Annotated in this window: 14 protein-coding genes; 3 read left to right on the top strand and 11 right to left on the bottom strand. The window is 62.2% G+C overall.

What is annotated here, in order from left to right:
* Positions 1 to 5: 5 nt before the first annotated feature.
* From treY to treS, 5 genes are read right to left on the bottom strand one after another with little or no spacing between them, the layout of a single operon-like run.
* On the bottom strand, positions 6 to 2,807 hold the full coding sequence (gene treY, locus M6D32_RS06120; RefSeq protein WP_298254383.1) for a malto-oligosyltrehalose synthase: 2,802 nt from the start codon (positions 2,805 to 2,807) through the stop codon (positions 6 to 8).
* Positions 2,807 to 4,570: a malto-oligosyltrehalose trehalohydrolase gene (gene treZ, locus M6D32_RS06115; RefSeq protein ID WP_298254381.1), complete on the bottom strand. Its 1,764-nt coding sequence runs from the start codon at positions 4,568 to 4,570 to the stop codon at positions 2,807 to 2,809. The genes treY and treZ overlap by 1 nt, the downstream gene beginning before the upstream one ends.
* Positions 4,567 to 6,642, bottom strand: coding sequence for a glycogen debranching protein GlgX (gene glgX / locus M6D32_RS06110; RefSeq protein WP_298254379.1), 2,076 nt, complete (start codon positions 6,640 to 6,642; stop codon positions 4,567 to 4,569). Before glgX ends, treZ begins: the two co-directional genes overlap by 4 nt.
* Positions 6,643 to 6,644: 2 nt before the next feature.
* Positions 6,645 to 8,792 (bottom strand): 1,4-alpha-glucan branching protein GlgB, encoded by a 2,148-nt coding sequence (gene glgB, locus M6D32_RS06105; protein ID WP_298254377.1) that lies wholly within the window; start codon positions 8,790 to 8,792, stop codon positions 6,645 to 6,647.
* Positions 8,789 to 12,097 carry a maltose alpha-D-glucosyltransferase gene (treS, locus tag M6D32_RS06100; RefSeq protein WP_298254402.1) on the bottom strand — a complete coding sequence of 1,103 codons (3,309 nt, stop codon included), beginning with the start codon at positions 12,095 to 12,097 and terminating at the stop codon, positions 8,789 to 8,791. Before treS ends, glgB begins: the two co-directional genes overlap by 4 nt.
* Positions 12,098 to 12,423: 326 nt before the next feature.
* On the opposite strand from treS, the gene malQ reads away from it, so the two are divergent.
* Positions 12,424 to 14,376 carry a 4-alpha-glucanotransferase gene (malQ, locus tag M6D32_RS06095; protein WP_298254375.1) on the top strand — a complete coding sequence of 651 codons (1,953 nt, stop codon included), beginning with the start codon at positions 12,424 to 12,426 and terminating at the stop codon, positions 14,374 to 14,376.
* Positions 14,377 to 14,408: 32 nt separating this feature from the next.
* Complete coding sequence (locus tag M6D32_RS06090; RefSeq protein ID WP_298254373.1) at positions 14,409 to 16,208, top strand: glycoside hydrolase family 15 protein; 1,800 nt, start codon at positions 14,409 to 14,411, stop codon at positions 16,206 to 16,208.
* 12 nt (positions 16,209 to 16,220) lie between these two features.
* Here M6D32_RS06090 and M6D32_RS06085 read toward each other — a convergent pair whose 3' ends face one another.
* The 6 genes from M6D32_RS06085 to M6D32_RS06060 form a co-directional block, all read right to left on the bottom strand.
* On the bottom strand, positions 16,221 to 17,033 hold the full coding sequence (locus M6D32_RS06085; RefSeq protein ID WP_298254371.1) for a Cof-type HAD-IIB family hydrolase: 813 nt from the start codon (positions 17,031 to 17,033) through the stop codon (positions 16,221 to 16,223).
* Complete coding sequence (locus M6D32_RS06080; RefSeq protein WP_298254400.1) at positions 17,030 to 17,530, bottom strand: gluconokinase; 501 nt, start codon at positions 17,528 to 17,530, stop codon at positions 17,030 to 17,032. Before M6D32_RS06080 ends, M6D32_RS06085 begins: the two co-directional genes overlap by 4 nt.
* A gap of 47 nt (positions 17,531 to 17,577) precedes the next feature.
* Entirely contained in the window at positions 17,578 to 18,234 is a 657-nt protein-coding gene (pgl, locus tag M6D32_RS06075; protein WP_298254369.1) for a 6-phosphogluconolactonase, read from the bottom strand.
* Between the two features lie 65 nt (positions 18,235 to 18,299).
* On the bottom strand, positions 18,300 to 19,811 hold the full coding sequence (gene zwf / locus M6D32_RS06070) for a glucose-6-phosphate dehydrogenase (RefSeq protein ID WP_298254367.1): 1,512 nt from the start codon (positions 19,809 to 19,811) through the stop codon (positions 18,300 to 18,302).
* Complete coding sequence (gene gnd / locus M6D32_RS06065; RefSeq protein WP_298254365.1) at positions 19,808 to 20,830, bottom strand: phosphogluconate dehydrogenase (NAD(+)-dependent, decarboxylating); 1,023 nt, start codon at positions 20,828 to 20,830, stop codon at positions 19,808 to 19,810. Before gnd ends, zwf begins: the two co-directional genes overlap by 4 nt.
* A 16-nt stretch (positions 20,831 to 20,846) precedes the next feature.
* Positions 20,847 to 23,693 (bottom strand): bifunctional transaldolase/phosoglucose isomerase, encoded by a 2,847-nt coding sequence (locus M6D32_RS06060; protein ID WP_298254363.1) that lies wholly within the window; start codon positions 23,691 to 23,693, stop codon positions 20,847 to 20,849.
* Between the two features lie 468 nt (positions 23,694 to 24,161).
* On the opposite strand from M6D32_RS06060, the gene M6D32_RS06055 reads away from it, so the two are divergent.
* On the top strand, positions 24,162 to 25,421 hold the full coding sequence (locus M6D32_RS06055) for an alpha-hydroxy acid oxidase (RefSeq protein WP_298254361.1): 1,260 nt from the start codon (positions 24,162 to 24,164) through the stop codon (positions 25,419 to 25,421).
* The last annotated feature ends 233 nt before the right edge of the window (positions 25,422 to 25,654 follow it).

Below are 25,654 nucleotides of genomic sequence, written 5' to 3'. Positions count from 1 at the left end.
TCCGCTTACGCGAACTGTTTCATTCGTTTCGCGGCCGGTTTCGGGGCGCCGCCCGTGGACGCTTTGAGCGCAGCTGCCGGAAGGTCCTTGAACAAGACGGACAGGGGGATGCGCGCCTTGTCAGAGCTTCTCTTGCCTTCGAGTGAATAACCATCGATGTGGAGTTCGCCTTCGAAGGCCTCGCCGTGCGGCCATCGACGGCCTTGCTCGGTCAGAGGCGCGAGCCATCGTGCCGCCGCTACGATCACGGCATGGCGGCCGCGGCGGCGCGCAAAGGCGACAACGTGATCGCGATTGACGCCGCTGACCTCGAGCGCCTCGAATTCGCCGTCCGCGAAGACGTCCGGACGTTCGTTGCGGACCTTAAGAAGATGTCGTGTCCAGGCGAGCTTGATGTCGCCGTCAGGCCATTCGCGCGAGAGTGCCGGCCAATCCGGCCGCTCCACCGCGGCGAGGACACGGGCGCGTTCGACAAAATCGACCGGCCGGCGGTTGTCGGGGTCGACCATCGACAAGTCCCAGAACTCCGTGCCCTGATAAAAATCAGGTACACCCGGCATCATCGCCTTCAGCGTGGTCTGGCTCAGCGAGTTCAGCGCGCCCAGCAGCGCCAGCCGCCGGGCGAAGCCGTCCATGGACTGCAGAAATTCCGCCGAAGCCGATCGATTCAGAATCCGCTCGATGAAGCTGCAGACGGCACTCTCGTAAGCCTCATGGGGGTTGAGCCAGCTCGTTTCCTGCTTGGCCTCGCGCGCCGCTTTGACGGCGTAAGCCTGCAGGCGATCGGTCAGGGATTGGTCGGGCGTTGCAAGCGGCCAGATGCCGAGCAGGGTCTGGTACAGCATGTATTCGAACGCCGTCGAAGGCGCGCGCAGATTGCCGTCGGTGACGATATGCGGTGCGTTCTGCACTTTCCAGCGGGCGACCGCGGCGGTCCATTCGCCCGGCAGTTCGCTGAGCGCGACCAGACGCGCTCGGGCGTCCTCGCTGCGTTTGGTGTCGTGCGTCGCGGTCGTGGTCATGGCGTGCGGCCAGTCGTGAGCGCGGATTTTCATCAGGTGATGAAAGCCGGCCGGCGATATCGCCGAGGCGGAAGGCTCGCCGCCGACTTCGTTCAGCGCGAGCAGGCGATGGGTTCGGTAGAAGGTCGTGTCCTCCAGCGACTTCGCCATCAGTGGCCCGGTGAATTGCTGCACCTTCAACGCAAACCGCCTTACCCGCGGCGGGCTGTGCAGCGCGCCGCCCGGCTTGGCGAGGTCCATCGTCAGCGCGTCGCGCAGAAAATCGAAAATGCCTTCGTCGGCCGCGTACCACTCGGCGCGCGCCTTTTCGATCGTCTCCGAGATCAGCGCGCGGTCGTCGGCGGATGCGCCGGCAGCGGTCAGGTAAGTGCGGTAGATCGGAAAGTTCAGAACGTAAAGCTCAAACGCCTGGCGCAGACTGTCTGCTGAAAAATCGCGCGTCGAATAATGGCCGGCCGCAATGCGTCCAAGCAGACGCACCAGAACCGTGAACTCGCTGGTCAGCAGCGTTTCCAGCACGAGCCGCTTGGCAGCCTTGAGCACGGGGGTCAGCGCCGGCGGCAGGTTGCTGATCTGCCGCCAGGTTTCGTCCAGCGCGTCCAGCCCGGTCTGGTTGGCGAGAGTTCGGGTGATGACGTTGAGCGTCTCATAGCCGGTCGTGCCTTCGACGCCGGCGAACGGACGCAAGTCTTCGTGCTCGCCGAGAATTTTTTCCACTACGACATAGAACGACCGGGCGGGCTTTCCGCTACCCTGCCGGATCAGGCGGCTCAAGCGCTGGAAATACTGCACGGGATCGCTCAGGCCGTCGATGTGATCGAGCCTAAGCCCTTGAAGCTTGCCTTCCTCGATCAACCGCTTGACCAGGCGATGGGCGGCATTGAATGTGGCGGCGTCTTCCACGCGCAAGCCGGCGAGCGAATTGACGTCGAAGAAGCGGCGATAGTTGATGTCGCTGGAGGCAAGCCGCCAGTGCCCGAGCTTGTAGTGCTGGCGTTCGAGCAGATGGTGGAGCGCAAGCGTCTGCGCTGGGCGATCCGGTCCGGCGCGATAGGCGGCGAGCCCGCGCTCGATAACGGCCTGGCTGCCTTCGATGTCTTTTAACTCCGCCTTGAAGGCAGGCGCCTCCTTGCGGTTGGGGTGCCGCAGGCCATGGTAGCGCGAGGCGAGGCCGAGAATGTGTTGTCCGGCGCGGCTTTCTTCGACGCCCGCTTCCTTGACGATCATATGCAGGATTTCACCGTAGCGTACCGGCGCGATCGGCAGGCGGTGCTCGAAATACCAGGCCGAGAAGCTGCCTTCACCGGCGTCGTAGCGCAGCTCGATCTCGCCATTCTCCAGCGAGTTGCCATAGGACGAACCGATGATCGGCAGCAGCACACCGCCGCGCGTGCGATACGCCAATTGGTCCCAATCGATGTCGAAGGAAACTGCGTGCGGCGAGGCCTCGCCCCATTCCAGCACGTCGAGCCACCACGGGTTGTCGTCGAAAAACACACCGACATGATTGGGCACGAAGTCGAGGATCAGGCCGAGATCGTGAGCTTTGAGCGCGGCGCTCAGCCGCTCAAACCCTTCGTCGCCGCCGAGCTCCGGGTTGATCAGGGTGTGGTTGACCACGTCATAGCCGTGGCTCGAACCTTTCCGCGCCTTTGTAAGCGGCGACGCATAGACATGGCTGATCCCGAGCGCCTTCAGATAGGGAATGACGGCAGCGGCTGCGTCAAAGTCGAATTCCGCAGTGAGCTGCAAACGGTAGGTCGCAATGGGAATGGCGGGCGCCATCAGCGCGTTTCCAAACGCAAGAGCGCCGCCCACGGCTTGATCGCGCCGCGAGCCTCGCCCCAGATCGGCGTACCAGCTGCTTCATTCGGCGGCATTGCAATCGCGTGGTCGGACAGATTGGCGGTGAGCAAAAGCCTCGCACCGTCGCCCAGATGCCAGTTCGCGCGAAGTAGTCCATTGCCGGCGGCGTCAGCTTCACCGAAACGCGCACCCGCAAGGCGCGGCACGATATGGCGCCGGCGTATCTCCAATAGCTGGCGCACCAAATTCAGCCGTTCGCGACCGGTACCGGTTCGCGCATCCCAATCCAGAGCGGCGGAGCGGAATGTGGCGTCGCTCAGGGGGTCGGGAACGCCGTCGCCAAATCGCTCATATGCCCACGCATATTCGGCGCGGCGGCCGCTGCGTACGGCTTCAGCAAGACCGCCCTTGAAATCGCAAAAGAACGGGAAGGGCGCTTTCGAACCCCACTCTTCGCCCATGAACAGCATCGGAATAGGCGGCGAGAGCAGGGTGATAGCGAGCGCGGCCTCGATGGCGTCTCGGTTGGCTTCGCCTTCGAGCCGATCGCCGAAGGCGCGGTTGCCGATCTGATCGTGGTTTTGCAGGAAGTTGACGAAGGCCGTCGGCGGAAGGCCACCACTGGCTTCGCCGCGTGCCTTGCCGCCGCGATGTTTGGAAGGTTCGCCCTGATAGGCGAAGCCCGAACCGAGGCAGCGGGCGATATCGGAAAGCGGCGCGCGCTGATAATCGCGGTAATAGCCTTGCTTCTCGCCGGTGAGCTTGACATGCCAGGCGTGGTGGTAGTCATCGTTCCATTGCGCATTGTATCTGCCGCAAGGCGGATCCTGCACGGGATCGAGCAGGCCGACGCTGTTGTCGTCGTTCTCAAGCACGAGATGGATGTGACGGCCGGTCTCGGTGGCGAGTCGACCGGCCGCGAGGCTGAGGTCGTGCAGCATCGGAATTTCGCCCATCTCGGCGATGGCGTGCACCGCGTCCAGCCGGAGTCCGTCGAAACGAAATTGGTCCAGCCAATAAAGCGCGTTCTCGATCGCAAAAGCGCGCACCTGCGGCACGCGGTAATCGATCGCGCTGCCCCAAGGCGTCTGCGCGTCCGTGAAGAAGGCCGGCGCGTAACGGCCAAGATAATTTCCTTCCGGGCCGAAATGATTATAGACCACGTCGAGAAACACCATCAGCCCGCGCAGATGCGCTTCATCGATCAGACGCTTCAAGTCGTCGGGCCGGCCATAGGCGCTGTCGGGCGCATACCACAACACGCCGTCGTAGCCCCAGTTGTAGCGCCCTGCGAAATCCGACAGCGGCAGCAATTCGAGCGCTGTGATGCCGGTCTCGGCGAGATGATCGAGCTTGTCGATCATCGCGCGATACGTTCCTTCTCGAGTGAAGGTGCCGACATGCGCTTCCAGCAGCACTGTTTCGTGCCAGGGCCGTCCACGCCAGTCCCTGGCGCGCCACGCATAATTCGCGTGATCGATCACCTCGCTCGGGCCGAACACATCCTCGGGCTGGAAGGCGGAGGCGGGATCGGGCACGTCGAGTTCGCCATCGATCCGAAACTTATACCGCGTACCGGCTTTGGCTTCCGGGACTTCGATTTCGAACCAGCCGTGCTTGGCGGGGGTGAGGCGGTGAGATCGCTGCTCCAGCAGGAGATCGACATGTTTTGCCGCGGGCGCCCACAGACGGAACGTGGTGCCATCGGAACTCAGCTTCGCGCCGAAATGCCGTTCATTCATGCCGAACCTGAAAAGACCAGTACCGAGCGCGGCGGCGCAGTGGTCTCGCTCCCCGAAGGGAACTCCGCGGCCGTCTGCTTAACGTCGACCGTGTTCAATAGTTGCTGCCAGCGTCTGTATTCCGGGATTTTCGGCAAGGTAAGCTTGATCGGCTCGGGCGCGGCGTTGAGCACGATGAAAACCGGCGACTGTCCCGCCTCGATCGGGCTCAGCACATAGGCAAGAAAACGACCCTCCGGAAAATTCCAGTCCTGCTCCTTCATTTCTTCGGCGGTCGGCGTTAGCCACAGCACGCCAAAGCTGCCGTCGGCGCGCCGCCCGTCGAGCCAGCGATGGCTGCGGATTTGCGAGAAACGGCGGCGGATGGCGGTGAGATGGCCGACGAAGTCGATGAGGTCGCTGCCCTCGTGCCCCATGCCTTCCCAGCCGATCCAGCCGGTCACGTTGTCCTGGCAATAGGCGTTGTTGTTGCCGTTCTGGGTGTTGCCGACTTCGTCGCCGCCGAGGATCAGCGGCACGCCTTGCGCCAGCATCAGGCAGGCGAACTGGTTTCGCCGCAGCTGGTGACGCAAGCCGAGGATGGCGGGATCGTCGGTCGGGCCTTCGTGGCCGCAATTGTTGCTGTGGTTGTCGTTGGCGCCGTCGCGATTGTCTTCGCCGTTCGCTTCGTTGTGCTTGGTGTTGTAGCTGAAGAGATCATTGAGCGTGAAACCGTCATGCACGGTGATGTGGTTGATGCCGGCGCGCTGAACCATGCCGTCGTGGTTGAAGAGGTCGGACGAGCCGGTCATGCGGCTCGAGATTTCGCCGATCAGGCTGCCTTCGCCACTCCAGTAGCGGCGCATGGCGCTGCGATAACGGTCGTTCCACTCCGACCATTGCGAGGGAAAGCCACCGACCTGATAGCCGCCGAGACCGAGATCCCAGGGTTCGGCCACGAGCTTCACCGTGGCAAGCACCGGATCCTGGCGGACAGCGGTGAAGAAGGAGGAATTGCGATCAAACCCGTTCGGGCCGCGACCGAGCGTAGTCGCGAGATCGAAGCGGAAGCCGTCGATATGGCAGACCTCGACCCAGTAACGCAGCGAATCCATCACCATCTGCAGCACGCGCGGATGAGTGAGGTTGACCGAGCTGCCACAGCCAGTGAAATCGTCGTAGTAGCGCGGGTTGTCAGGCATGAGCCAGTAGTAGGAGGCGTTGTCGATGCCGCGGAACGACAGCGTCGGGCCCATATGGTTGCCCTCCGCGGTGTGATTGTAGACGACATCGAGCATCACCTCGATGCCGGCGTCATGCAATCGCGCCACGGCGGTGCGGAAGGAATCCAGCGCATTGTCCTGCGCATAGCGTGCTTCCGGCGCAAAGAAGGCGAGCGTGTTGTAGCCCCAGTAATTCGACAGTTTTCGTTCGACCAGGATGCGGTCGTCGACAAGGCCGTGGATCGGCAGAAGTTCGATGGTTGTCACGCCAAGCCGCTTGAGGTGCTCGACCATCCCAGGCGCCGCCAGCCCGCCATAGGTGCCACGCAAATTCGGCGCGACATCGCCGCGCTTCTGGGTCAGGCCCTTGACGTGGGCTTCGTAGATGATGGTGTCTTCCCAGGGAATGCTCGGGCGTATTTCGCGCCGGCCCCAGTTGAAGGTCTCATCGACCACGACGGCCTTCGGCATGCCGCGTGCATTGTCGCGCCGATCGAAGGAAAGATCCTCTCGCGCGCTGCCGGTGCGATAGCCGAAATGCGCATCGCTCCACACCAGCCGTCCGGCGAGCCGGCGCGCGTAGGGGTCAAGCAACAGCTTGTTGGGGTTGAAACGGTGGCCGTGCTCGGGTGCATAGGGGCCGTGCACGCGATAGCCGTAGAGCTGACCGGGCGAGACGTCGTTGAGATAGCCATGCCAGACGTCTTCAGTGCGTTCGGGCAATTCGATGCGCTCGATTTCGCGCCGGCCCTGGCCGTCGAACAAACAGAGCTCGACCTTCTGCGCGTTGGCGGAAAACAGCGCGAAGTTGGTGCCCCGTCCGTCCCAGCTTGCACCGAGGCGCGAGGCCGATCCGGCCGTCAGTCTCATATTCAGCTTTCCGGTATGAGAAAAATGGTCGCCAGTGGCGGGAGGGTCAGCCTCAGTTCGGGACCCGTACCTTCCAGCGTTCGGACCTCGCCGATATTGCCGACATTGCTGCCGCCGTAATGCGACGAATCCGTATTGAGGATCTCGCGCCACGTGCCCGCAAACGGCACGTGCAGTATGTAGTTGTGATAGACGTTCGGTGAGAAATTGGTCACGACCAGACAGCGCGAATGCTGGTCCCTGCCTTTGCGAAGCCAGGCAAAGACGTTACCGTGGGCGTCGTCGGTCACCAGCCACTCGAAGCCGGAAGGATCGCCATCGAGCTCATGGAGCGCCGGCGTGTCGCGATAGAGCCAGTTCAGGTCGCGGACCAGCGATTGAACGCCGGCGTGCGGACCGTACTGAAGAAGATGCCAGTCCAGCGATTGGTCGTGATTCCATTCGCTCGATTGCGCAAACTCGCAGCCCATGAACAGCAGTTTCTTTCCGGGATGGCCGAACATGAAGCCGTAATAGGCGCGCAGGTTAGCAAAGCGCTGCCAGTCGTCGCCGGGCATGCGTCCGAGGATTGAGCGTTTGCCGTGAACGACCTCGTCATGCGACAGCGGCAGGATGAAATTTTCCGAAAACGCATAATGCAGGCCGAACAGAATATCGCCGTGATGATATTGGCGATGGACGGGCTCCTTGCCGATATACTTCAGCGTGTCGTGCATCCAGCCCATGTTCCATTTGTAGCCGAAGCCGAGCCCGCCAAATTCCACGGGTCGCGACACCTGCGGCCATGCGGTCGATTCCTCGGCTGCGGTTGTGGCGTGCGGGAATTGGCCGAACACCTCGGTGTTGAAACGGCGCAGGAAGGCGACGGCTTCGAGATTTTCCCGGCCGCCGAACCGATTCGGCACCCATTCGCCGGCGGCCCGGCTGTAGTCGAGATAGAGCATCGAGGCGACCGCATCGACGCGCAAGCCATCAATGCCGTAACGGTGGAGCCAAAACAGTGCGTTGGAGATCAGAAAGTTGACGATCTCGGTGCGCCCGTAATTGTAGATCAGCGTGCCCCAATCGAGGTGCCGGCCCTGCAGCGGGTTGGCATGTTCGTAGAACGCGGTGCCATCGAAATGGCCGAGCCCGTGCGGATCGTCGGGAAAGTGGCCGGGCACCCAATCGAGCCACACGCCCAGTCCCTCCCGGTGGCAGGCGTCGACAAGTGCCGCGAAATCGTCCGGGCTGCCGAAGCGGCTGGTCGGCGCGAACAGGCCGGTCGGTTGATAGCCCCATGAGCCGTCGAACGGGTGTTCGCTGACGGGGAGAAATTCGATGTGGGTGAATCCCATGTCATGGACATAGCGCGGCAATTGCTCGGCGAGCTCGCGATAGGTCAACCATTCGTTGTGACCTTTGCGTCGCCATGAGCCGAGATGCACCTCGTAGATCGATACCGGCCCGTTCAACGAATTGATATTTGCGGAGGCCGGGTGAGGCCGGGGCAGCCTTTCCTCGTCGAACACGATCGACGCCGTACTCGGGCGCATCTCCGCGGCAAAGGCGAGCGGATCGGATTTCAGCGGCAAATGCCGACCTTGCCGGCTGAAAATGCTGAATTTGTAGCGATCGCCGGGCGCGGCATGCGGAATGAACAACTCCCAATAGCCGAGGCCGCGCACGCGCATCGGATGGCGGCGCGGATTCCAGAAATTGAAATCGCCGACGACGCTCACCTGTTGCGCGTTGGGGGCGAGCACGACAAAGGCCACGCCCGGTACGCCTTCCAGCACCATCGGATGTGCGCCGAGCTTTTCATAAAGTCGCTGATGGGTGCCTTCGCCGAGCAGATGAAGGTCGTAGTCGGTCAGGACCGGGGGAAAGCGGTACGGGTCATCGAGATCGACCACGCTCTCGCCAAAGCGGGCGCGCAGCAGATACGCGTTGGAGCCGTCAGAAAGAACGCCGGCAAACAAACCGTCCTTGTGGATGCGCGTCAGGGCGGTCGCCTCGCCATGCGGATCAATCGCGTCCACCTTTTGTGCTTCGGGTAAAAACGCGCGCACGATCGTTTTGCCGCCTTCGGCGTGCGGGCCCAGATACTGAAAGGGATCGGAGTGGCGGCCTTCCAGGATTGCATAGGCCTCGGCAGTGAGATCATTCATGCGGCCTCGCGGGCGGGCTGGGACAGGATTCGCAAGATGCGGGCAACGATCGCCGGCGCGGCATCCACCCGCTGAACCAGTTCGGCTTCGAGTGCGTCGAACGCCTTTTCCAGCAGGAAGAAGTCCACCATCCGCCGTGCGGCGAGGGAGGCTTCCGGCCAGATCGGGGAATCGATCATCAATTCACGATAAGATGCGAGGAAGACGTTTCTGGCGCGGTCAATCCACGCCGTCAGCGCCGCATCGAGCCGGCCATGCTCGTCCGGTGAGAGATGAAGCGCGCGCTCGCGTGCCGCAAGGCTGGCCGTTTCGATCGACCAGATCATGCTTGCGATATCGCGGGCGGCGGGCGCCTTGCGCCGGCGTTCCTCGATCGGCCGGCGGACATCGCCTTCGAAGCCCGTCAGGAATACGTCGTCCTTGACGATCAGGATCCGTCCCAGATGGAAATCGCCGTGCAGACGCAAATTGAGCCCCTTTGTCTGTGGAGGGATCAGGGTGTTCAGGCGCCCATGCAAGCTGTTCTGCTGCGCCAGCAGTTCGTCGATCATCGCGCGGTCCGCCTCGGTGAATGAGCCGCGGCGCTGCCTCAGAATGTGGAAGGCCCGCTCTGCGCTCTGCGCGATAGCCGCGCGCCAGCGCGCGGCATCCGCTGGTGCGATCGGCTCGGGCGAAAAATCGGGCAGTCCGCTTCCGCTGGCAAAAGCCATATGCAGTTCCGCCGCACGACGGCCGATCTGCGACAGGTGATTCATATGAGCGCTCTGCTCTTCGCTCCCCCGATTCTCGGCCCCGGTGCCTGCCGCCAGCAGGCGCTCCCTCTCAAGCAGGCGATCGAGATAGGCCGCCGTCACGGTCCAGACGTCGCCTTGATTGCCGATCTGCGCGTGGACGATCGCGATTCCGTGTTGCTTTTCGCCTTCAATCAATTCAGCGCTGCCCAGCATCGCGGGCGTGTTGGCAAAATCCGCGACTTCGGTCAGGAACAGGCCGACCTCGATCTCGGGGTTAATGCCGCTTTCGAGTTTGCGGAACAGCTTCACCACGTAATCGGAATCGACCTGCATGGCGGTGCTGAAAGGCCCGCTATCGACCAGGTTGACGCGTTCGGGCTGTCTGACGTGCTTGCCGTCGAACTTGCTCGTCGGCCTGAATTCAAGTTTCAGGTTGTTTTCCTCCACCGTCAGCTTCTGACGGAGGTTACGCAAGAGAAGACCCACGAAAATGGTATTAAGGGCGACATCGAGCAGCGTGCCCTCGCGGGCACCCTGGCGGACCGCCGCGAGCGCGCTCGGATTGTAACGCTCGCGATCGAAGCGTACCCATTCGATCTGCATCGGCAGCACGTAGCGCGTTTTGGCCTCGTCCTCGCCCGCCTCGAAGAAGGCGAGCCATGGCCGGTTGTCGCCGATGTCGCAAAAGGGAATCGCGGATGTCAGGGTCGGGTGGATCGCCGATGCCGTGTGGAGCGGATACCAGCGGGAACGGGCGAGGTGACCCGGCAGCACGTCGCATTCGAACACGCTGCGCGTACGGGCGAGCGACACCCAGGTCGACCCGACCGGGACCACCAGCGTCTCGAATTCGGGAACGATCGAAGGCGCGGAGGGCTCGGACTTGGCGCGCTCCTGAAGCTCGAACCAGTAGAAGCCGTAAGGCGCCAGCGTGATCATGTAGGGTAATTCGCCGATCGCCGGGAAATGCGTGCGTCCAAGCATTTCCAGCGGCACACGTTCCTTGAAGGCGGAAAGGTCCAGTTCGGTCGCCTGCGCCGATCGCGAAAGGTTGGCGACGCACAGAATGACCTCGTCGCCGTACTGCCTGACATAAGCGAGCACCGCGCGATTGGCCGGACGGATAAAGGTCATGCTGCCGCGTCCGAAGGCAAGGGTCGACTTGCGCACCGCGATCAATTTCTTGTTGGCGCTGAGCAGCGACGAGAGGCTGCGCGATTGCGCCTCGACATTGACCGCCTCATAGCCATAGACCGAGTCCATGATGACGGGGGCGTAAAGCCGGGCGGGATCGGCGCGCGAGAAGCCGCCGTTGCGGTCTGGGGTCCACTGCATCGGCGTCCGGACGCCGTTGCGGTCACCGAGGTAGATGTTGTCTCCCATGCCGATTTCATCGCCGTAATAGATGATCGGCGTTCCGGGGAAGGAGAGCAGCAGCGAGTTCATCAGCTCGATCTTGCGCCGGTCGTTGTCCATCAGCGGCGCGAGACGCCGGCGAATGCCGACATTGATCCGCGCGCGCGGATCGTTGGCATAGGTCGACCACAAATAGTCACGCTCGACGTCGGTGACCATTTCCAGCGTCAGTTCGTCATGGTTGCGCAGGAACAGCGCCCATTGGCAGTCGGGCGGGATATCAGGCGTCTGGCGCAGGATGTCGGTGATGGGAAAGCGGTCTTCCTGGGCGATCGCCATGTAGATGCGCGGCATCAGCGGAAAATGATACGCCATGTGGCATTCATCGCTGTTGCCGAAATAGTGTTGCACGTCCTCCGGCCATTGGTTGGCTTCCGCGAGCAACACCTTTCCCTTCGCGTATTTGTCGAGTTCGGCGCGCAGCCGGCGGATGATGGCGTGCGTCTCCGGCAGGTTTTCGTTGTTGGTGCCGTCGCGCTCGCACAGGTAGGGAATGGCGTCGAGACGAAATCCGTCGACGCCGGTGTCGAGCCAGCGCTTCATCACCTGGACGAGCGCGTTCACCACGCGCGGATTGTCGAAATTCAGATCCGGTTGATGCGAGAAGAAGCGATGCCAGTAAAACTGTCCGGCCTCCGGATCCCAGGTCCAGTTAGATTTCTCGGTATCGGTGAAGATGATGCGCGTGCCCTGGTACTTCTGGTCGGTGTCGCTCCACACATACCAGTTGCGCGCGCTCGACTTCGGCTCGCTGCGCTTGGCGCGCTTGAACCAGTGGTGCTGATCGGAGGTGTGATTGACGACGAGCTCGATGATCACCCGCAGGCCGCGCCGCTTGGCCTCGACGATGAAACGGCGAAAATCCTTCATCGTCCCGAAATCGGGATTGACGGCGCCGTAGTCGGCAATGTCGTAGCCGTCGTCGCGCCCCGGCGAGGGGAAGAAAGGCAACAGCCAGAGCGTGGTCACGCCTAATTCTTGCAGGTAGTCCAGTTTGTCGGTCAGGCCGGCGAAATCGCCGATGCCGTCATTGTTGCTGTCGGCGAACGCCTTGACGTGAAGCTGGTAGATGATGGCATCCTTGTACCACAGCGCGTCGTGGTCGAGCGCGGCGGCTGCCGTTTCCTTTGTATCGATGTCGGACGTCAGATCCATCGGGGCTGGCGGGCGAGCAGAGGCGGGATGATAGGCTTCGGACCGAGGCGCGCGGGCGGTGCCTCCGGCGGTTTCGGTGAGTTTGTTCACGATGGTGCCGTCGGCATGAATACGTCCCATTTCGTTGCCGCGAAAGGAGATGCTCGGGACTATATAGAAAGCCCGTGCCCTTCCATTGGTTCCCCAGGGAACGGCACCGCGGGCGAAAGCGTTGCTGACTCCTATCCTCTTCCTAAATCGGTAGAATTTGCGGCGATCTCCTTCAGACCTCCCCCTTCCTTTTCTCTACCTTTCTGTCTTCCCCATCTTTTGCAAATGGCGTGCCGATGGACGTTTATGACCGAGCCAAAGAATTAGGCATCCAGACCGAATTTGTGGACGGTCAGGGTCACCGTCATGTGACAGACGAGATCGCGCTCAAGATCATTCTCGACGCCCTGCCGGAGCGAAACCCCACCCGCCTTCTCGATCACCCGGTCGTTATCCGAACCGGAGAGACCACGCGTACCGAATTGAGCCCGGCAGCTGCGCTGCCCGTCTCCTGGAAGGTCACCGCCGGGCGCGAGGTCATTGCAAAGGGCCAAGCAGACCAGCGGGTTATTGCCTGGCCGGCCAATTGGCAGGAGGGTGTCTATCGGCTGACGCTGACCGATGCGGCCTCCCTGAGCCAGGAAATCCCGCTGCTTGTTTCGCCGCCGCGGGCATGGGCGGGCGAATTCGATCGCGGCTGGATGATGGCGGTCCAGCTCTACAGCATCCGTTCGTCACGCAATTGGGGGATCGGGGATTTTACCGATCTGGCCGCCTTGCTGGAGCTTGCGGCCCAATTTGGCGCCGATGGCGTCGGGCTCAATCCGCTGCACGCATTGTTCGACGACAAGCCTGCCGATTGCAGTCCGTATGCGCCCAACAGCCGGCTGTTCCTCAATCCGCTCTACATCGACGCGGAACGCATCGCCGAATTCGAGGCGGGCAGTGAGGCCCATAAAGCTGCCGCCCGGCTCCGCGAGGGCCATATCGTCGACTACAAGGGCGTCGCCGAACTGAAGTGGCGGGCGCTGCGCGCCGCCTTTGAGGGTTTCAAGACGAAGCCTGCCGGGGAGCGCAAAGCGGATTTCGATGCGTTCCGCGCCGAGCGCGAGCCTCTTCTGTCGCGTTTCGCCTGTTTTGAGGTGTTGCGGCACAAGTTTGGCGTCGCATGGTGGGAATGGCCAGCGGAATGGCGCGCCTCGGACGACGCCAAATGCGCCGAATTGCGCCGGGGCGAAGATGCGGCCGAAATCGAGTTCGTCGAATTCGTGCAGTGGACGGCAGACCGGCAGCTGCGCGATTGCCGCGATCTGGCGCGCCGCCTTGGCATGAAGGTCGGGCTCTATCTGGACGTGGCGGTCGGCGTGCAGTCCGGCGGCTTCGATGCCTGGAACGAGCAGACGGCGATCTCGCGTCACTTGTCGGTCGGCGCGCCGCCCGATCCGCTCAACGTCGCCGGCCAGAACTGGGGCCTTGCCGGCTTCAATGCGGCTGGCCTCGAACTGCAATTATTCGAGCCGTATCGCCAGATGCTGCGGGCCGCGATGCGCTACGCCGGCGCGGTCAGGCTCGATCATGTGCTCGGCCTGAAGCGGCTTTACCTCGTTCCGCATGGCTTTGCGGCCGACGAAGGCGCCTATGTGCAGATGCCGTTCGAGGCGCTTCTGGCAGCGACGGCGCAGCAAAGCATGGCGCATCGGTGCATCGTGATCGGGGAGGATCTCGGCACCGTTCCGGAGGGATTTCGCGATACCATGGCCGAGTGGGGAATCTGGTCCTATCAGGTCGTGATGTTCGAGCGCGACGACCGTGGCGCATTTCACGATCCCGATCGCTATCTGCCGAATGCGCTCGTCACCTTCAACACCCACGATCTCTCGACCTATGCCGGCTGGCGCTCGTTCGGCGATCTCAAGATCAAGCGGTCGCTGGGCATCGATCCCGGCGAAAGCGACGACGCACGATGGCATGCGCTGACGATGCTGGACGAGGTCCTGCGCCATCACCAGATAGAGGGCAACGATCTGTATTCAATCGCGGCTTTCCTTTCCAAGACCAGATCGCGGCTGATGGCGATTTCGCTCGAGGACTTCCTTGGCGTGATCGATCAACCGAATATCCCAGGCACCGTGAACGAACATCCGAACTGGCGGCAGCGGTTGCCGCTGGCGGTCAGTGACATCGCGCACGAGGTCGATATCGAAGCGTTGAAAAGCGCAACCCAGGAGCGGGCCCTCGCAAAATCATGAGCGTGGCTCCGCCAAACCGGCAGAAGTAAAACGTGTCGAGAATAGAAGACTACGGCTTGATCGGAGACTGCGAAACAGCAGCCCTTGTCGGCCGTGACGGTTCGATCGACTGGCTGTGCTGGCCGGCGTTCGATTCGGAAGCCTGTTTTGCCGCGCTGCTCGGCTCACGCGAGAACGGCCGCTGGCTGATCGCCCCCCAACAGGAAGCGACCCAAAGCTCCCGCCGCTACCGGGACAATACGCTGATCCTGGAGACGCGGTTTGAAACCAGCGATGGCGTGGTCGCCATTATCGATTTCATGCCGCCGCGCGAGAAGGCTTCCGACGTGGTCCGCCTGGTGTGCGGCATCAGGGGCACCGTCAAGATGCGGATGGAACTCGTGATCCGCTTCGGCACGGGTGCGGACGTTCCGTGGGTGAAACGCACCGGGGACGGCACACTGCTTGCGATCTGCGGACCGGATATGACCGTGCTGCGGACACCGGTTGAGCTTCGCGGCAAAGACATGACGACGGTCGCCGATTTCGAGGTGAGTGAAGGCAAGACAATTCCGTTTGTCTTTACTTACGGCGCCTCTCATCTTCCGCCGCCAGATCCGATCGATCCGGCGCAGGCCCTGCAGGATACCGAAGACTTCTGGCTCGATTGGTGCAGCCGCTGCACTTACGATGGCGATTGCCGCGAACTCGTCATGCGTTCGCTGATGACGCTGAAGGCGCTGACCTATGGGCCGACCGGCGGCATCGTCGCCGCGCCCACCACGTCGCTGCCGGAAAAGCTCGGCGGCAGCAAAAACTGGGATTACCGCTATTGCTGGCTGCGCGACGCGACCTTCACGCTGCTCGCGCTGATGAACTCCGGCTACACCGAGGAAGCATCCGACTGGCACGGCTGGTTGCTGCGTACCGCGGCCGGCTCGCCGGCCAACATGCAGATCATGTACGGCATCCATGGCCGGCGCCGGTTGCTTGAATGGGAAGCCGACTGGCTCTCCGGCTACGAAGGCGCGCAGCCGGTGCGCATAGGCAATGCCGCCCACGCCCAGTTGCAACTCGACGTCTATGGCGAGTTGATGGACGCCTTCCACCAGTCACGCGCGGCCAAGCTCAAACTCGGCGATGAAAGCTGGGACCTCGAATGCACGGTGCTCGAGCACCTCGCCGAGATCTGGGATCGGCCCGATCACGGCATTTGGGAGCGGCGCGGCGAGGGCCGGCACTATGTCTTTTCGAAAGTCATGACCTGGGTTGCCTTCGATCGCGGCATCAAGGGAGCGGCGCAGTTCGGGCTCAAGGCCCCGGTCGACCGCTGGAAAGCATTGCGCGACAACATCCATCGCGATGTCTGCGAGAAGGGTTTTCATGTCAAGCTGAACAGCTTTGTCGAGGCTTACGGCGCGGAGTGGTTCGACGCCAGTATTCTGCTGTTGCCGGCGGTCGGCTTCTTGCCGGCTTCGGATTCGCGCGTGCGCGGCACCGTCGCCGCGATCGAACGCCACATGATGCGGGACGGATTCGTGCTGCGGCACGATCCTCGCCAGCTGAAGGCCGAGCATCAATCGGAAGAAGGCGCGTTCCTGGCCTGCTCGCTGTGGCTCGCCGACGCGTACGTGCTGTTCGGCGAGATCGGGAAGGCGCAGGCGCTGTTTGACCGCGTCGTCGGCGTCGCCAACGATCTCGGGCTTTTAGCCGAAGAGTTCGATCCCGGCGCCGGCCGTCAGACCGGCAATTTCCCGCAAGCCCTGACCCATATCGCGCTGGTCAATACGGCGCACAATCTGAGTGCTGCAAAGCACGCCAAGGACCAACCGGCGATGCAGCGCTCGAAGTGACGCCGCCGGGCGTCAATGCCTTCCGTTCTCTCTCAGAACCGTCTCCATCGCTTTGGCAAAGCCGTCCTCTTCGTTCGAGGCGGTGACGTGCGTCGCCTGCCGCTTCACCTCATCGGTTGCATTGCCCATGGCAAACGAAGTCCCGCTGACGCGAAACATCGGGAGATCGTTCTGCATGTCGCCGATGGTGGCGATGACGTCGGTTGAAATGCCGAGGCGTCGGGCGATCGTCTGCACGAACGTACCTTTGTTGACGCCGGGCGGGGTGACGTCGAGGTAGTAGCTTTGCGAGCGCACGGCCGTGGCCTGCGCGCCGAGCGCCTCCTGCATCGCAGTCTCGCAGCGTTGCAGGCCAGCCGCGTCGTTGCTCGAGCCGACGATCTTGCAGGCCTTCGAAAGGTAGGGTGCGAAGTCGGGGACAACCGTCGGGTCCGCGCGGATGGTCCGCCCTTCGTGCGCGACATAGGGGCCCTTGCTATTGGTAACCAGCCAGAGATCGCCGGTGAAAAGCCAGATATCGGCGTCGAATTGGCCGAGCACCTCGAGCGCACGCCGCACCGCGGCCTCGGGAATCAAATGTTGCTCGACCGGCTTCAGCGCGGGATCGACGATACAACTGCCATTGAAGGCGCCGATCGGAAGGGCGATGCCGAGAGGCTCGATCAGAAAGCGCATGCCGATGGTCGGACGGCTCGAGGTGATCGTGAAGCCGATGCCAGCCTGGTGAAGCTTTTGCGCGGCGCTGATGGCGCGATCGGTCAGGAGCTTATCCTTGGTCAGGAGCGTGCCGTCGACGTCAGAGACAACGAGCGCGATGCGGGTCATGGGCGTCTGGTCCTGGCTTCGCCGGTCATTTGAGCGACGATGTTGTTGACGATGGTCTCGACCGGCGTATCGATCGAGACCGTGATCGCACGCTCGTCGGCTTGCGGTCGCTCGAGCGTCTTGAACTGGCTGTCGAGTAACCCCGGCGGCATGAAATGGTCCTTGCGGGCGGCCATACGCTCGGCGATCAGGGCCCTGTTGCCGTCGAGGAAGACGAATCGCACGTCGTTTCGACCGCGCATCAACACGTCGCGGTAGGTGCGCTTCAGCGCGGAGCAGGCGATCACGACGTGTCCGCCGGAATCGCAGACGCGCCCGATTTCGTCGGCTATCGCCTGCAGCCACGGCCAGCGGTCTTCATCGTTAAGCGGATGACCGGCGCTCATCTTGGCGACGTTGCTCGCGGGGTGAAAACGGTCGCCATCCTCGAAGGTCCAGCCCAGGCGCTCGGCGAGACGCGATGCAACCGTGCTTTTGCCGGAACCCGACACGCCCATCACGATCAGCGCGCAAGGCGAAATGTTCGATCCGTCGTTCAAGCGGGTTACTCTCCCATCGCGGCTTGATCCACCAGCAACACGGTCTCGCCGATCGATCGCGCCCGGTTGGCTGGCAGGCCTTCATTTTCCGAAAGCCGGGTGAGTATCGCATGCTTTTCTTTTCCTGCGACCTCGAACAGCATCTCGCGGCAGGACGCGAGCGCGGGCAGAGTGAGGGTTACCCGCGGCACAAACGGCTCGACATGCGCCTCCGGCACGCCGACGACCCAGCGCCTGGTCTCGTCGAGCGCCGGATAGCCGGGAAACAGCGAGGCCGTGTGGCCGTCGGGGCCGACGCCCATCAGCACGAAGTCGAACAGCGGCCGCGCGGGATCGAAATCGCCAGAGCCGTAGAAGGCTTGCAGTTCGCGCTCATAGCGCCTTGCGGCTTCGTCCGGATCGGCGGCATCCGTCGGGATTGGGTGAATGTGGTCTTTGGGCGCGAGACGGTCGAGAAAGATACCGCGCGCCGTGGCCATGTTGTTCCGCGAATCGGAAGGCGGCACAAAACGCTCGTCGCCGATGAACCAGTGGGTGCGATCCCATGGAATCCGCCTTGCGTAAGCGTCAGTCGCTAGCAACTGATAGAGTTGCTTCGGACTCGATCCGCCGGTCAGGCAAATCGCGATACGGCCTGGATTGGCCCGGATCAGTGTGAGCATGCGCTCAGCCGCTGTGATCGCGAGCGCAGTTGAATCGGCGACGTGAAAATATTTCGCCATCGGCCCTAACCGAGCTTGCGCCAGATGCGGCCGTCGCGCTTGAGCAGTTCATTCGCGGCGTCCGGACCTTCGCTGCCGGCTTTGTAAGGCTCGAGCCCTTTGCTGCCTGCTTTCTTCCAGGCATCGAGAAACGGCTGAACCGCCTGCCAGCCGGCCTCGACGCTGTCGGCGCGCTGAAACAGGATGTTGTCGCCGATCATGCAATCGTAGATCAGCGTTTCATAACCGGTGGTCGGCTCCGCCTGAAAATAGTCCTTGTAGCGGAACTTCATTTCGACGCCGTCGATATTGATCACAGGGCCCGGCACCTTGGTGTTGAACTGAAGCGTAATGCCTTCGGTCGGTTCAATGGCGATGACGAGGTAGTTCTGCGACAGCCGGTCCACCGGCGTGTCGCGGAACATCGCAAACGGCGCCTGCTTGAACTTGATCGCGACTTCCGTGCGCTTGATACCAAGTGCCTTGCCGGTACGCAGGTAGAACGGCACGCCGGCCCAGCGCCAATTGTCGATGGTCAGTTTCAGCGCGGCGTAGGTTTCGGTGGTGCTGTCGGGCTTGACCTCTTCGGTCTTGCGGTAGTCACCGATCTCCGCATCGCCGCTCTTGCCGGCTTGGTACTGGCCGCGCACCGAATTCTTCAGCGCTTCCGCTTCGTTCTGGGTCTGGATCGCTGCCAGCACCTCGGCCTTTTCCGAGCGCACCGCTTGGGCGTTGAATTTCGCCGGCGGCTCCATCGCGACCAGCGACAGCAATTGAAACAGGTGGTTCGGCACCATGTCGCGCAGCGCGCCGGTCGAATCGTAGAAGTTGCCGCGATGGCCGACGCCGATCTTCTCGTCGACCGTGATCTGCACGTGATCGATATGATCGCGATTCCAGATCGGTTCGAACATGCCGTTGGCAAAGCGCAGCACCAGGATGTTCTGAACGGTTTCCTTGCCGAGGTAATGATCGATCCGGTAGATCTGATGCTCGTCCATGATCTTGAGCAGTTCGCCGTTCAGCATCTTGGCGGAGGCGAGGTCGGTGCCGAACGGCTTTTCGACCACGAGCCGCCGCCAGGCGCCATCTTCCTTCAGCATGCCGGCGCGGCCGAGCTGCTTGGCGATCGGCGCAAAAGCGACCGGAGGCGTGGCGAGATAAAACAGGCGATTGCCGCCGGTGGCGCGGTTTGATTCCAGCTTCTCGAGCCGTTCGCGCATGCCGTCGAAAGAACCGGGATCTTTCGGATCGGCCTCGATGCAGGTCACGCATTCCAGCAGCCGCTTGGCGACTGCGTCGTCGATGGGACGGGTCTTGTACTGCTTCAGGCCTTTCATCAGGCTGTCGCGCATCTCGTCGCTCGACATGCCCTTGCGGGCAATGCCGACCACGCAGAATTTCTCCGGCAGCAGGTCGCCGGCCGCCAGATTGTAGAGCGCAGGGATCACGAGGCGATGAGTCAGATCGCCGGTGGCGCCGAAGATGACGAACGAGCAGGGGTCGGGCTTTTGCTTCTTTGTAGATGGCTCTGTCACGAATGACTCGCCTTTGATGGGTTGGACGCCCCTTGCGCCGGCTCGGCGTGTCCTTCTTTGTGACCGCCGAAACCCTGGCGCATTGCAGAGAGAATTTTTTCGGCGAACGTATGTTCCTGGCGGGAACGAAAACGTGCAAACAACGCCGCGGTCAGGACCTCGGCCGGTACGGCCTCGTCGATCGCGGCATTCACTGTCCAGCGGCCTTCGCCGGAATCCTCGACAAAACCAGAGTAATTCTGTAGTGCCGGATTCTTCGCCAGCGCCGAGGCCGTGAGGTCGAGCAGCCAGGAAGGGATGACACTGCCCCGCCGCCAGACTTCCGCAACGTCGGCAATGTCGAGTTCGAAGCGGTGGTCCTGCGGCAGCGCTTCGATATTGGCGTTCTTCAGGATGTCAAAGCCTTCAGCGTAGGCCTGCATCAGGCCATATTCGATGCCGTTATGGACCATCTTGACGAAATGTCCGGCGCCGACGGGGCCGGCATGCAGATAGCCTTGTTCGACCCGCGGATCGCGCCCCTGCCGTCCCTCGGTGCGCGGGATGTCGCCGAGGCCCGGCGCGAGGGTCTTGAAGATCGGATCGAGACGCTCGACCTCCTGCTTGCCGCCGCCGATCATCATGCAGTAACCGCGTTCGATCCCCCAGACGCCGCCGGAGGTGCCGACATCCATGTAATGGATGCCGCGCTCTTTCAGCTTCTTGCCGCGGCGGACGTCGTCCTGCCAGAACGTGTTGCCGCCATCGATGATGACGTCGCCCGGCTGCATCAGCCTGGAGAGCGCCTCGATCGTTGTTTCGGTGATATGGCCGGCCGGCAGCATGATCCAGGCGGCGCGCGGTTTTTCCAGCTTGCCGACGAATTCCTCGAGCGTGCCGGAGCCTGCGGCGCCTTCATTGGCGAGCTCAGCTACAGCTTTCGCGTCCTTGTCATAGACCACGGCCGAATGCCCGTGACGCATCAGGCGGCGAACGATGTTGCCGCCCATTCGCCCCAGGCCGATCATACCAAGTTGCATTGTGTAGTCCTCTAACCTAGTTCAGCGCTTGCCGGATCGCATCGTCGAGCGTCTTCAAGCCGCTTGCGAGATCGCCCTTCAGATGTACGCGAAGTGAACGCCGGCCGCGTTCGGTAAGCACATCGAAATCGCCGCGCGCCTGCGCCGCCTTGATCACGCCAAAGCTCGCCTTCTGGCCGGGCACCGGCAAATCCCGGGCGTCGTCGGCGGTGATCTGCAGGAACACGCCGGAGTCCGGACCGCCTTTGTAGGCTTGGCCGGTCGAATGCAGGAAGCGCGGGCCAAATTCCGCGCAGGTCGCGACATGGCGCTGGTCGCGCACGGCGAGCCGCGCGCCCTGCAACGTGTCGATATGCTCCGCATTGCGCTCGATATAAGCGAGCAGTGCGACGTAATCTTCGGCATGGACGCGCGAGAAATGCGCTCTCAGCCAGGATTCGAGCGTGCCGTCGGCGCCGGCCTTGCGCAATTCGCCCGCGTTGGCCTCATCGGTATAGAGATCGGCCTCGTCGGTTGAGACGACGGGCTCTTCCTTGGGCAGCCTGCCTGATTTCTCGAAAGCCGCCGTTAACTCGCGTGTCTTGACCTTGGCGGCTTCGACGTCCGGCTGATTGAACGGATTAATGCCGAGAATGGCGCCCGCCACGGCCGTCGCCATTTCGAAGCGATAAAATTCCTGCCCGATATGCTCGATCGATTTCAGGACAATGCGAACGACGGGATGGCCGGCTTGCTCCAGCTCATTCAGCGCCGCGTCATGCGCTTGGTCGTTTTCGCCTTCGGTGCGCAGGTCGATAAAGAAGCGGTCACTGCCGTAAGCCGAGACCTCGCCGATCGTTTCGCCCTCGACCGGGACCAGGCCCTTGCCTTCCTTGCCGGTCGACTCGGCGATCAGCTGCTCTGCCCAGGCGCCGAAGTCGGCGATCTTCTTCGACGGGAAGATCGTCACCTTGTCGTGGCCCTCGAGGCCGGCCAGTCCCATCGCAAGCCCAAGCTGAACGCCGGGATTTTCATGCGGCGGCACATCCGCGCCGCAGGAGCGAACCATGGCGAGCGTGTGGTGAATAAGGCTCTTCACATCGATGCCGGCGGTCGCGGCCGGCACGAGGCCGAACGGCGACAGCACCGAATAACGGCCGCCAATCCTCGGCTCGCCGTGGAAAATGCGCGCAAAACCTTGTTTCTGGGCGACCTTCTCCAGCGATGAGCCGGGATCGGTGACTGCGATGAAGCGATGTCCGGCCGCCTCAGTGCCGATTGCTTTTGCGACCCGCGCGAAAAAGTAATCCTTCATCACGTTCGGTTCGGTCGTGCCGCCGGACTTGCTGGAGACGATGAACACCGTCCGCTTGAGATCGACCTTGTTTTCCATCGCCCGAACCTGCGCCGGATCGGTGGAATCGAGCACGTGCAGTTTGGGGAAACCAGACTTCTTCGGGAATGTTTCGGCCAGCACTTCCGGTCCGAGGCTCGATCCGCCCATGCCGAGCACGACCGCGTCGGAGAAATTCTGTCCCTTCACGCGGGTTGCGTAATCCTGGTAGTCGGCGATATCGGTCCTGGCCGGGCTGTCGAGCCAGCCCAACCATTTGTTCTCGTCGTCATTGGTCCAGACCGACTTGTCCTTGCGCCAAAGCTTTCGGATCTTGGCAGCGGCGCGCCATTCCTCGGTGCTCTTTTCGACCGCCTTTTCGAGACCGGGGCTCAACGCCAGCTTCTGTGACCCGATGGCGGAGCCGAGCACAGTGGCGCGCTTGTGGGCGACTGCGCCGTAGAGCTTATCGGCGGCATCCGCAAACAGTTTGACGCCGTCCTTGACCAATTCCTCGGTAATCGCATCGAGCGAAATGCCGGACTTCTCGAGTTCGGCGAGCACGCGCCTGGCGTCGTCGACGTTTTCTTCAAGACTATCGCGCAGCTTGCCGTGGTCGCGGAAAGCATCAAGCGTCGCCGGCGGCACGGTATTGACCGTGTTCGCTCCGATCAGTTCCTCGACATAGAGCACATCGCTGTAATCCTTGTTCTTGGTGCCGGTGGACGCCCACAATAGCCGCTGCGGCTTGGCGCCTTTGGCGGCGAGCTTCTCCCAGCGCGCGCCGGAGAACAGATCCTTGTACTCCTGATAGGCAAGCTTGGCGTTGGCGATCGCAACCTTGCCCTTCAGAGCGGCGAGCCGCTCCTTCTCCTGCGGGTCGTTAGCGCGCGCGATCCTCTCATCGAGCTGCTTGTCGACCGCGCTGTCGATGCGGCTCACGAAGAAGCTGGCGACGCTTGCGATGTGGGAGGGGTCGCCGCCATCGGCGACGAGCTTTTCCAGGCCCGCGATATAGGCCCTGGCGACCTCGATATAGACTTTTCGCGAGAACAACAGCGTGATGTTGATGTTGAGACCCTTGCCCGTGAGCTTTTCGATCGCTGGCAGGCCTTCCGGTGTCCCCGGTACCTTCACCATCAGATTCCTGCGGTGAACGTCCTTCCAGAGCCGCATCGCTTCGGTGATCGTGCCCTTGGTGTCCGTCGCGAGATAGGGCGACACCTCGAGGCTGACGAAGCCGTCATTGCCTTTGAATTCGTCATAGACCGGGCGAAGCACGTCGGCGGCGTGCTGGATATCCTCGACCGCGAGATGTTCGAACAGGTCCGCGATCGGGCGGTCGCCCTTTTTCAGCGCGTTACCGATCGCGCCGTCATATTCATCCGAACTGCCGATCGCCTTCTCGAAAATCGAGGGATTCGAGGTGACGCCCTTGACGCCGTCGATATCGATCAGCTTTTTCAGATCGCCCTTGGCGACAAAGCCTCGTGCCAGGAAATCCAGCCAGACCGCCTGACCGTGGTTTTCGAGTGCTTTGACTGGATTCATGATGGCCTGTTTTCGGTTCGAGCGGATCGGGGTTGGGTGAAGGACCGCAAGATTAGCGAGACGCTCGCTTGCCAACAATCCTTAGGCTCCGCCTAGAGCTCCGATTCCGAAGTTCGCATGATGTCGCGGCAGCCTCTGATGCGAACTTCGGAATCAAAGGAGCTCTAGTAACTTACTGATTCTAGTGCGGCTTTGAATTTGAAGTTCCTATAACGAACTCGCAGCGAAACTGATAGAAACTTCAAATTCGCCGCACTAGTGACGGGATTATGGGTATCCTGCCGGTATAACGCCTCGGCGGCGAGATCGATCCCCCGGGGAATGCGGCTCCAACCCGTGATCCCCGATCAATTTTTCGCTTTGAGGATGGCTTCTTCTGCATGTCTGGCTTGCCCGGGCTTGAGCCTTCCGGGTGATCTTTGCCGCTGTTATCGTGTCTCCACAAAACAAGTGCAGGGGGATTGCCACATGCTGCGAGAGGGTATTCGCGCCACCAGCCGCCGCCGTTTTCTGCAATATTGTGCAGCCTCGCCTCTGCTGGCATCGGTCGGATTTGCCGCACGCGCTCGTGAAGCGCCATCAAAACTTCCGGACCCCATGATGTGGGCGCCGCCCGGCAGCACCGACCCCATCAAGACGCCGAAAGAGGCGATCAACGTATTCGATTTCGAAGCGGTCGCGCGCCAGAACGTGCCGCCGGCCCATTTCGGCTATATGGCCTCAGGCATCGACGACGAAGTGACGCTGCGCGCCAATCGCGAAGATTTCAAGAAATTCCAGTTGATGCCGCATCGTCTCCACGATGTTTCGAAGGTCGATCTCAGCGTCGAGGTGTTCGGCACCAGATACGACTCGCCGATCTTCATCTGTCCGACCGGCGGCAACCAGTTCTTCCACCCGGACGGTGAACTCGCGGTGGCGCGTGCCGCGCGCGCCGGCAACCACCTGCAAATTCTTTCCACCTCCTCCAACTTCTCCGTCGACGACGTCACCAAGGCGCGCGGCGCGCCGATCTGGTTCCAGCTTTATGCTTCGTCGAGCTTCGAAGTGGCGAAGGCGCTGATCAAGCGAGCCGACGGGGCAGGTTGCCCGGTCCTTGCGGTCACGGTCGATCGTATCGCCGGCCGCAACCAGGAAACGCTATTCCGGCTGATAAAATCGGACACTCGCGAATGCTCGGGTTGTCACGACCGCTCCAGCTTCGCCAATCGGGCGCTGCGCCGGCACAATTACGACGGTATCGATCTTTCCGGCATCAAGGGCGGCGGCGAATCCTCCAATCTCGATTGGGACACGGTCAAGCGGATGCGCGATGTGACCCGGATGAAGATCATCCTCAAGGGTATCGTCACGCCCGGCGACGCGGAGCTTGCCGCGCAGAACGGCCTGGACGGCATTCTGGTGTCCAACCACGGCGGTCGTGGCGAGGAAAATGGCCGTTCGACCATTGACGCGCTGCCCGAGATCATCGCGGTGGTGAAGGGACGCATACCCGTCGTCGTCGACTCGGGTTTCCGCCGCGGCACCGACGTGGTGAAGGCGCTGGCGATGGGCGCGCAGGCGGTCGGCATCGGGCGTCCCTATCTCTGGGGGCTGGGCGCCTTCGGCCAGGCCGGCGTCGAACGGGTGCTGGAACTGGTGCGTACCGAAACCAAAGCCGCCATGCAGCAATGCGGCGCGAAATCGGTGCAGGACCTCAATGCAGGCTACGTGCGCCGGGCGACGTGAGGCTTGTTCACTTCGTTTTCCCCTCCGTCTTCTCTCGTCATGCGCGGGCTTGACCCACGACCGTCCGGCACGATGTCGGCTTCAGGCGGCGCGCGCAGGGAAAGCGGCTGCGCGGAACCTTCGACGTCGCTGCACTGCGCGTGTTGCGGCCAGCCCGAACTCAAATCCGGGCTGGTCTGGGGCACGCGGCGGCGGCGGTTTGAGGAGCTCGGGGATGGGGCGGCGGTGCATCA

It is taken from the genome of Bradyrhizobium sp., from assembly GCF_027307225.1.
Classification (GTDB): Bacteria; Pseudomonadota; Alphaproteobacteria; order Rhizobiales; family Xanthobacteraceae; genus Bradyrhizobium.
The sequence above is the reverse complement of the archived record's forward strand: the minus strand, read 5'-3'. Positions and strand labels throughout refer to the sequence as shown.

Coding starts and splice junctions, on each gene's coding strand:
- treY (WP_298254383.1), bottom strand. CDS start 2,807: ATGGCGCCCGCCATTCCCATTGCGACCTACCGTTTGCAGCTCACTGCG.
- treZ (WP_298254381.1), bottom strand. CDS start 4,570: ATGAATGAACGGCATTTCGGCGCGAAGCTGAGTTCCGATGGCACCACG.
- glgX (WP_298254379.1), bottom strand. CDS start 6,642: ATGAGACTGACGGCCGGATCGGCCTCGCGCCTCGGTGCAAGCTGGGAC.
- glgB (WP_298254377.1), bottom strand. CDS start 8,792: ATGAATGATCTCACTGCCGAGGCCTATGCAATCCTGGAAGGCCGCCAC.
- treS (WP_298254402.1), bottom strand. CDS start 12,097: ATGGATCTGACGTCCGACATCGATACAAAGGAAACGGCAGCCGCCGCG.
- malQ (WP_298254375.1), top strand. CDS start 12,424: ATGGACGTTTATGACCGAGCCAAAGAATTAGGCATCCAGACCGAATTT.
- M6D32_RS06085 (WP_298254371.1), bottom strand. CDS start 17,033: ATGACCCGCATCGCGCTCGTTGTCTCTGACGTCGACGGCACGCTCCTG.
- M6D32_RS06080 (WP_298254400.1), bottom strand. CDS start 17,530: ATGGGCGTGTCGGGTTCCGGCAAAAGCACGGTTGCATCGCGTCTCGCC.
- pgl (WP_298254369.1), bottom strand. CDS start 18,234: ATGCTCACACTGATCCGGGCCAATCCAGGCCGTATCGCGATTTGCCTG.
- gnd (WP_298254365.1), bottom strand. CDS start 20,830: ATGCAACTTGGTATGATCGGCCTGGGGCGAATGGGCGGCAACATCGTT.
- M6D32_RS06060 (WP_298254363.1), bottom strand. CDS start 23,693: ATGAATCCAGTCAAAGCACTCGAAAACCACGGTCAGGCGGTCTGGCTG.
- M6D32_RS06055 (WP_298254361.1), top strand. CDS start 24,162: ATGCTGCGAGAGGGTATTCGCGCCACCAGCCGCCGCCGTTTTCTGCAA.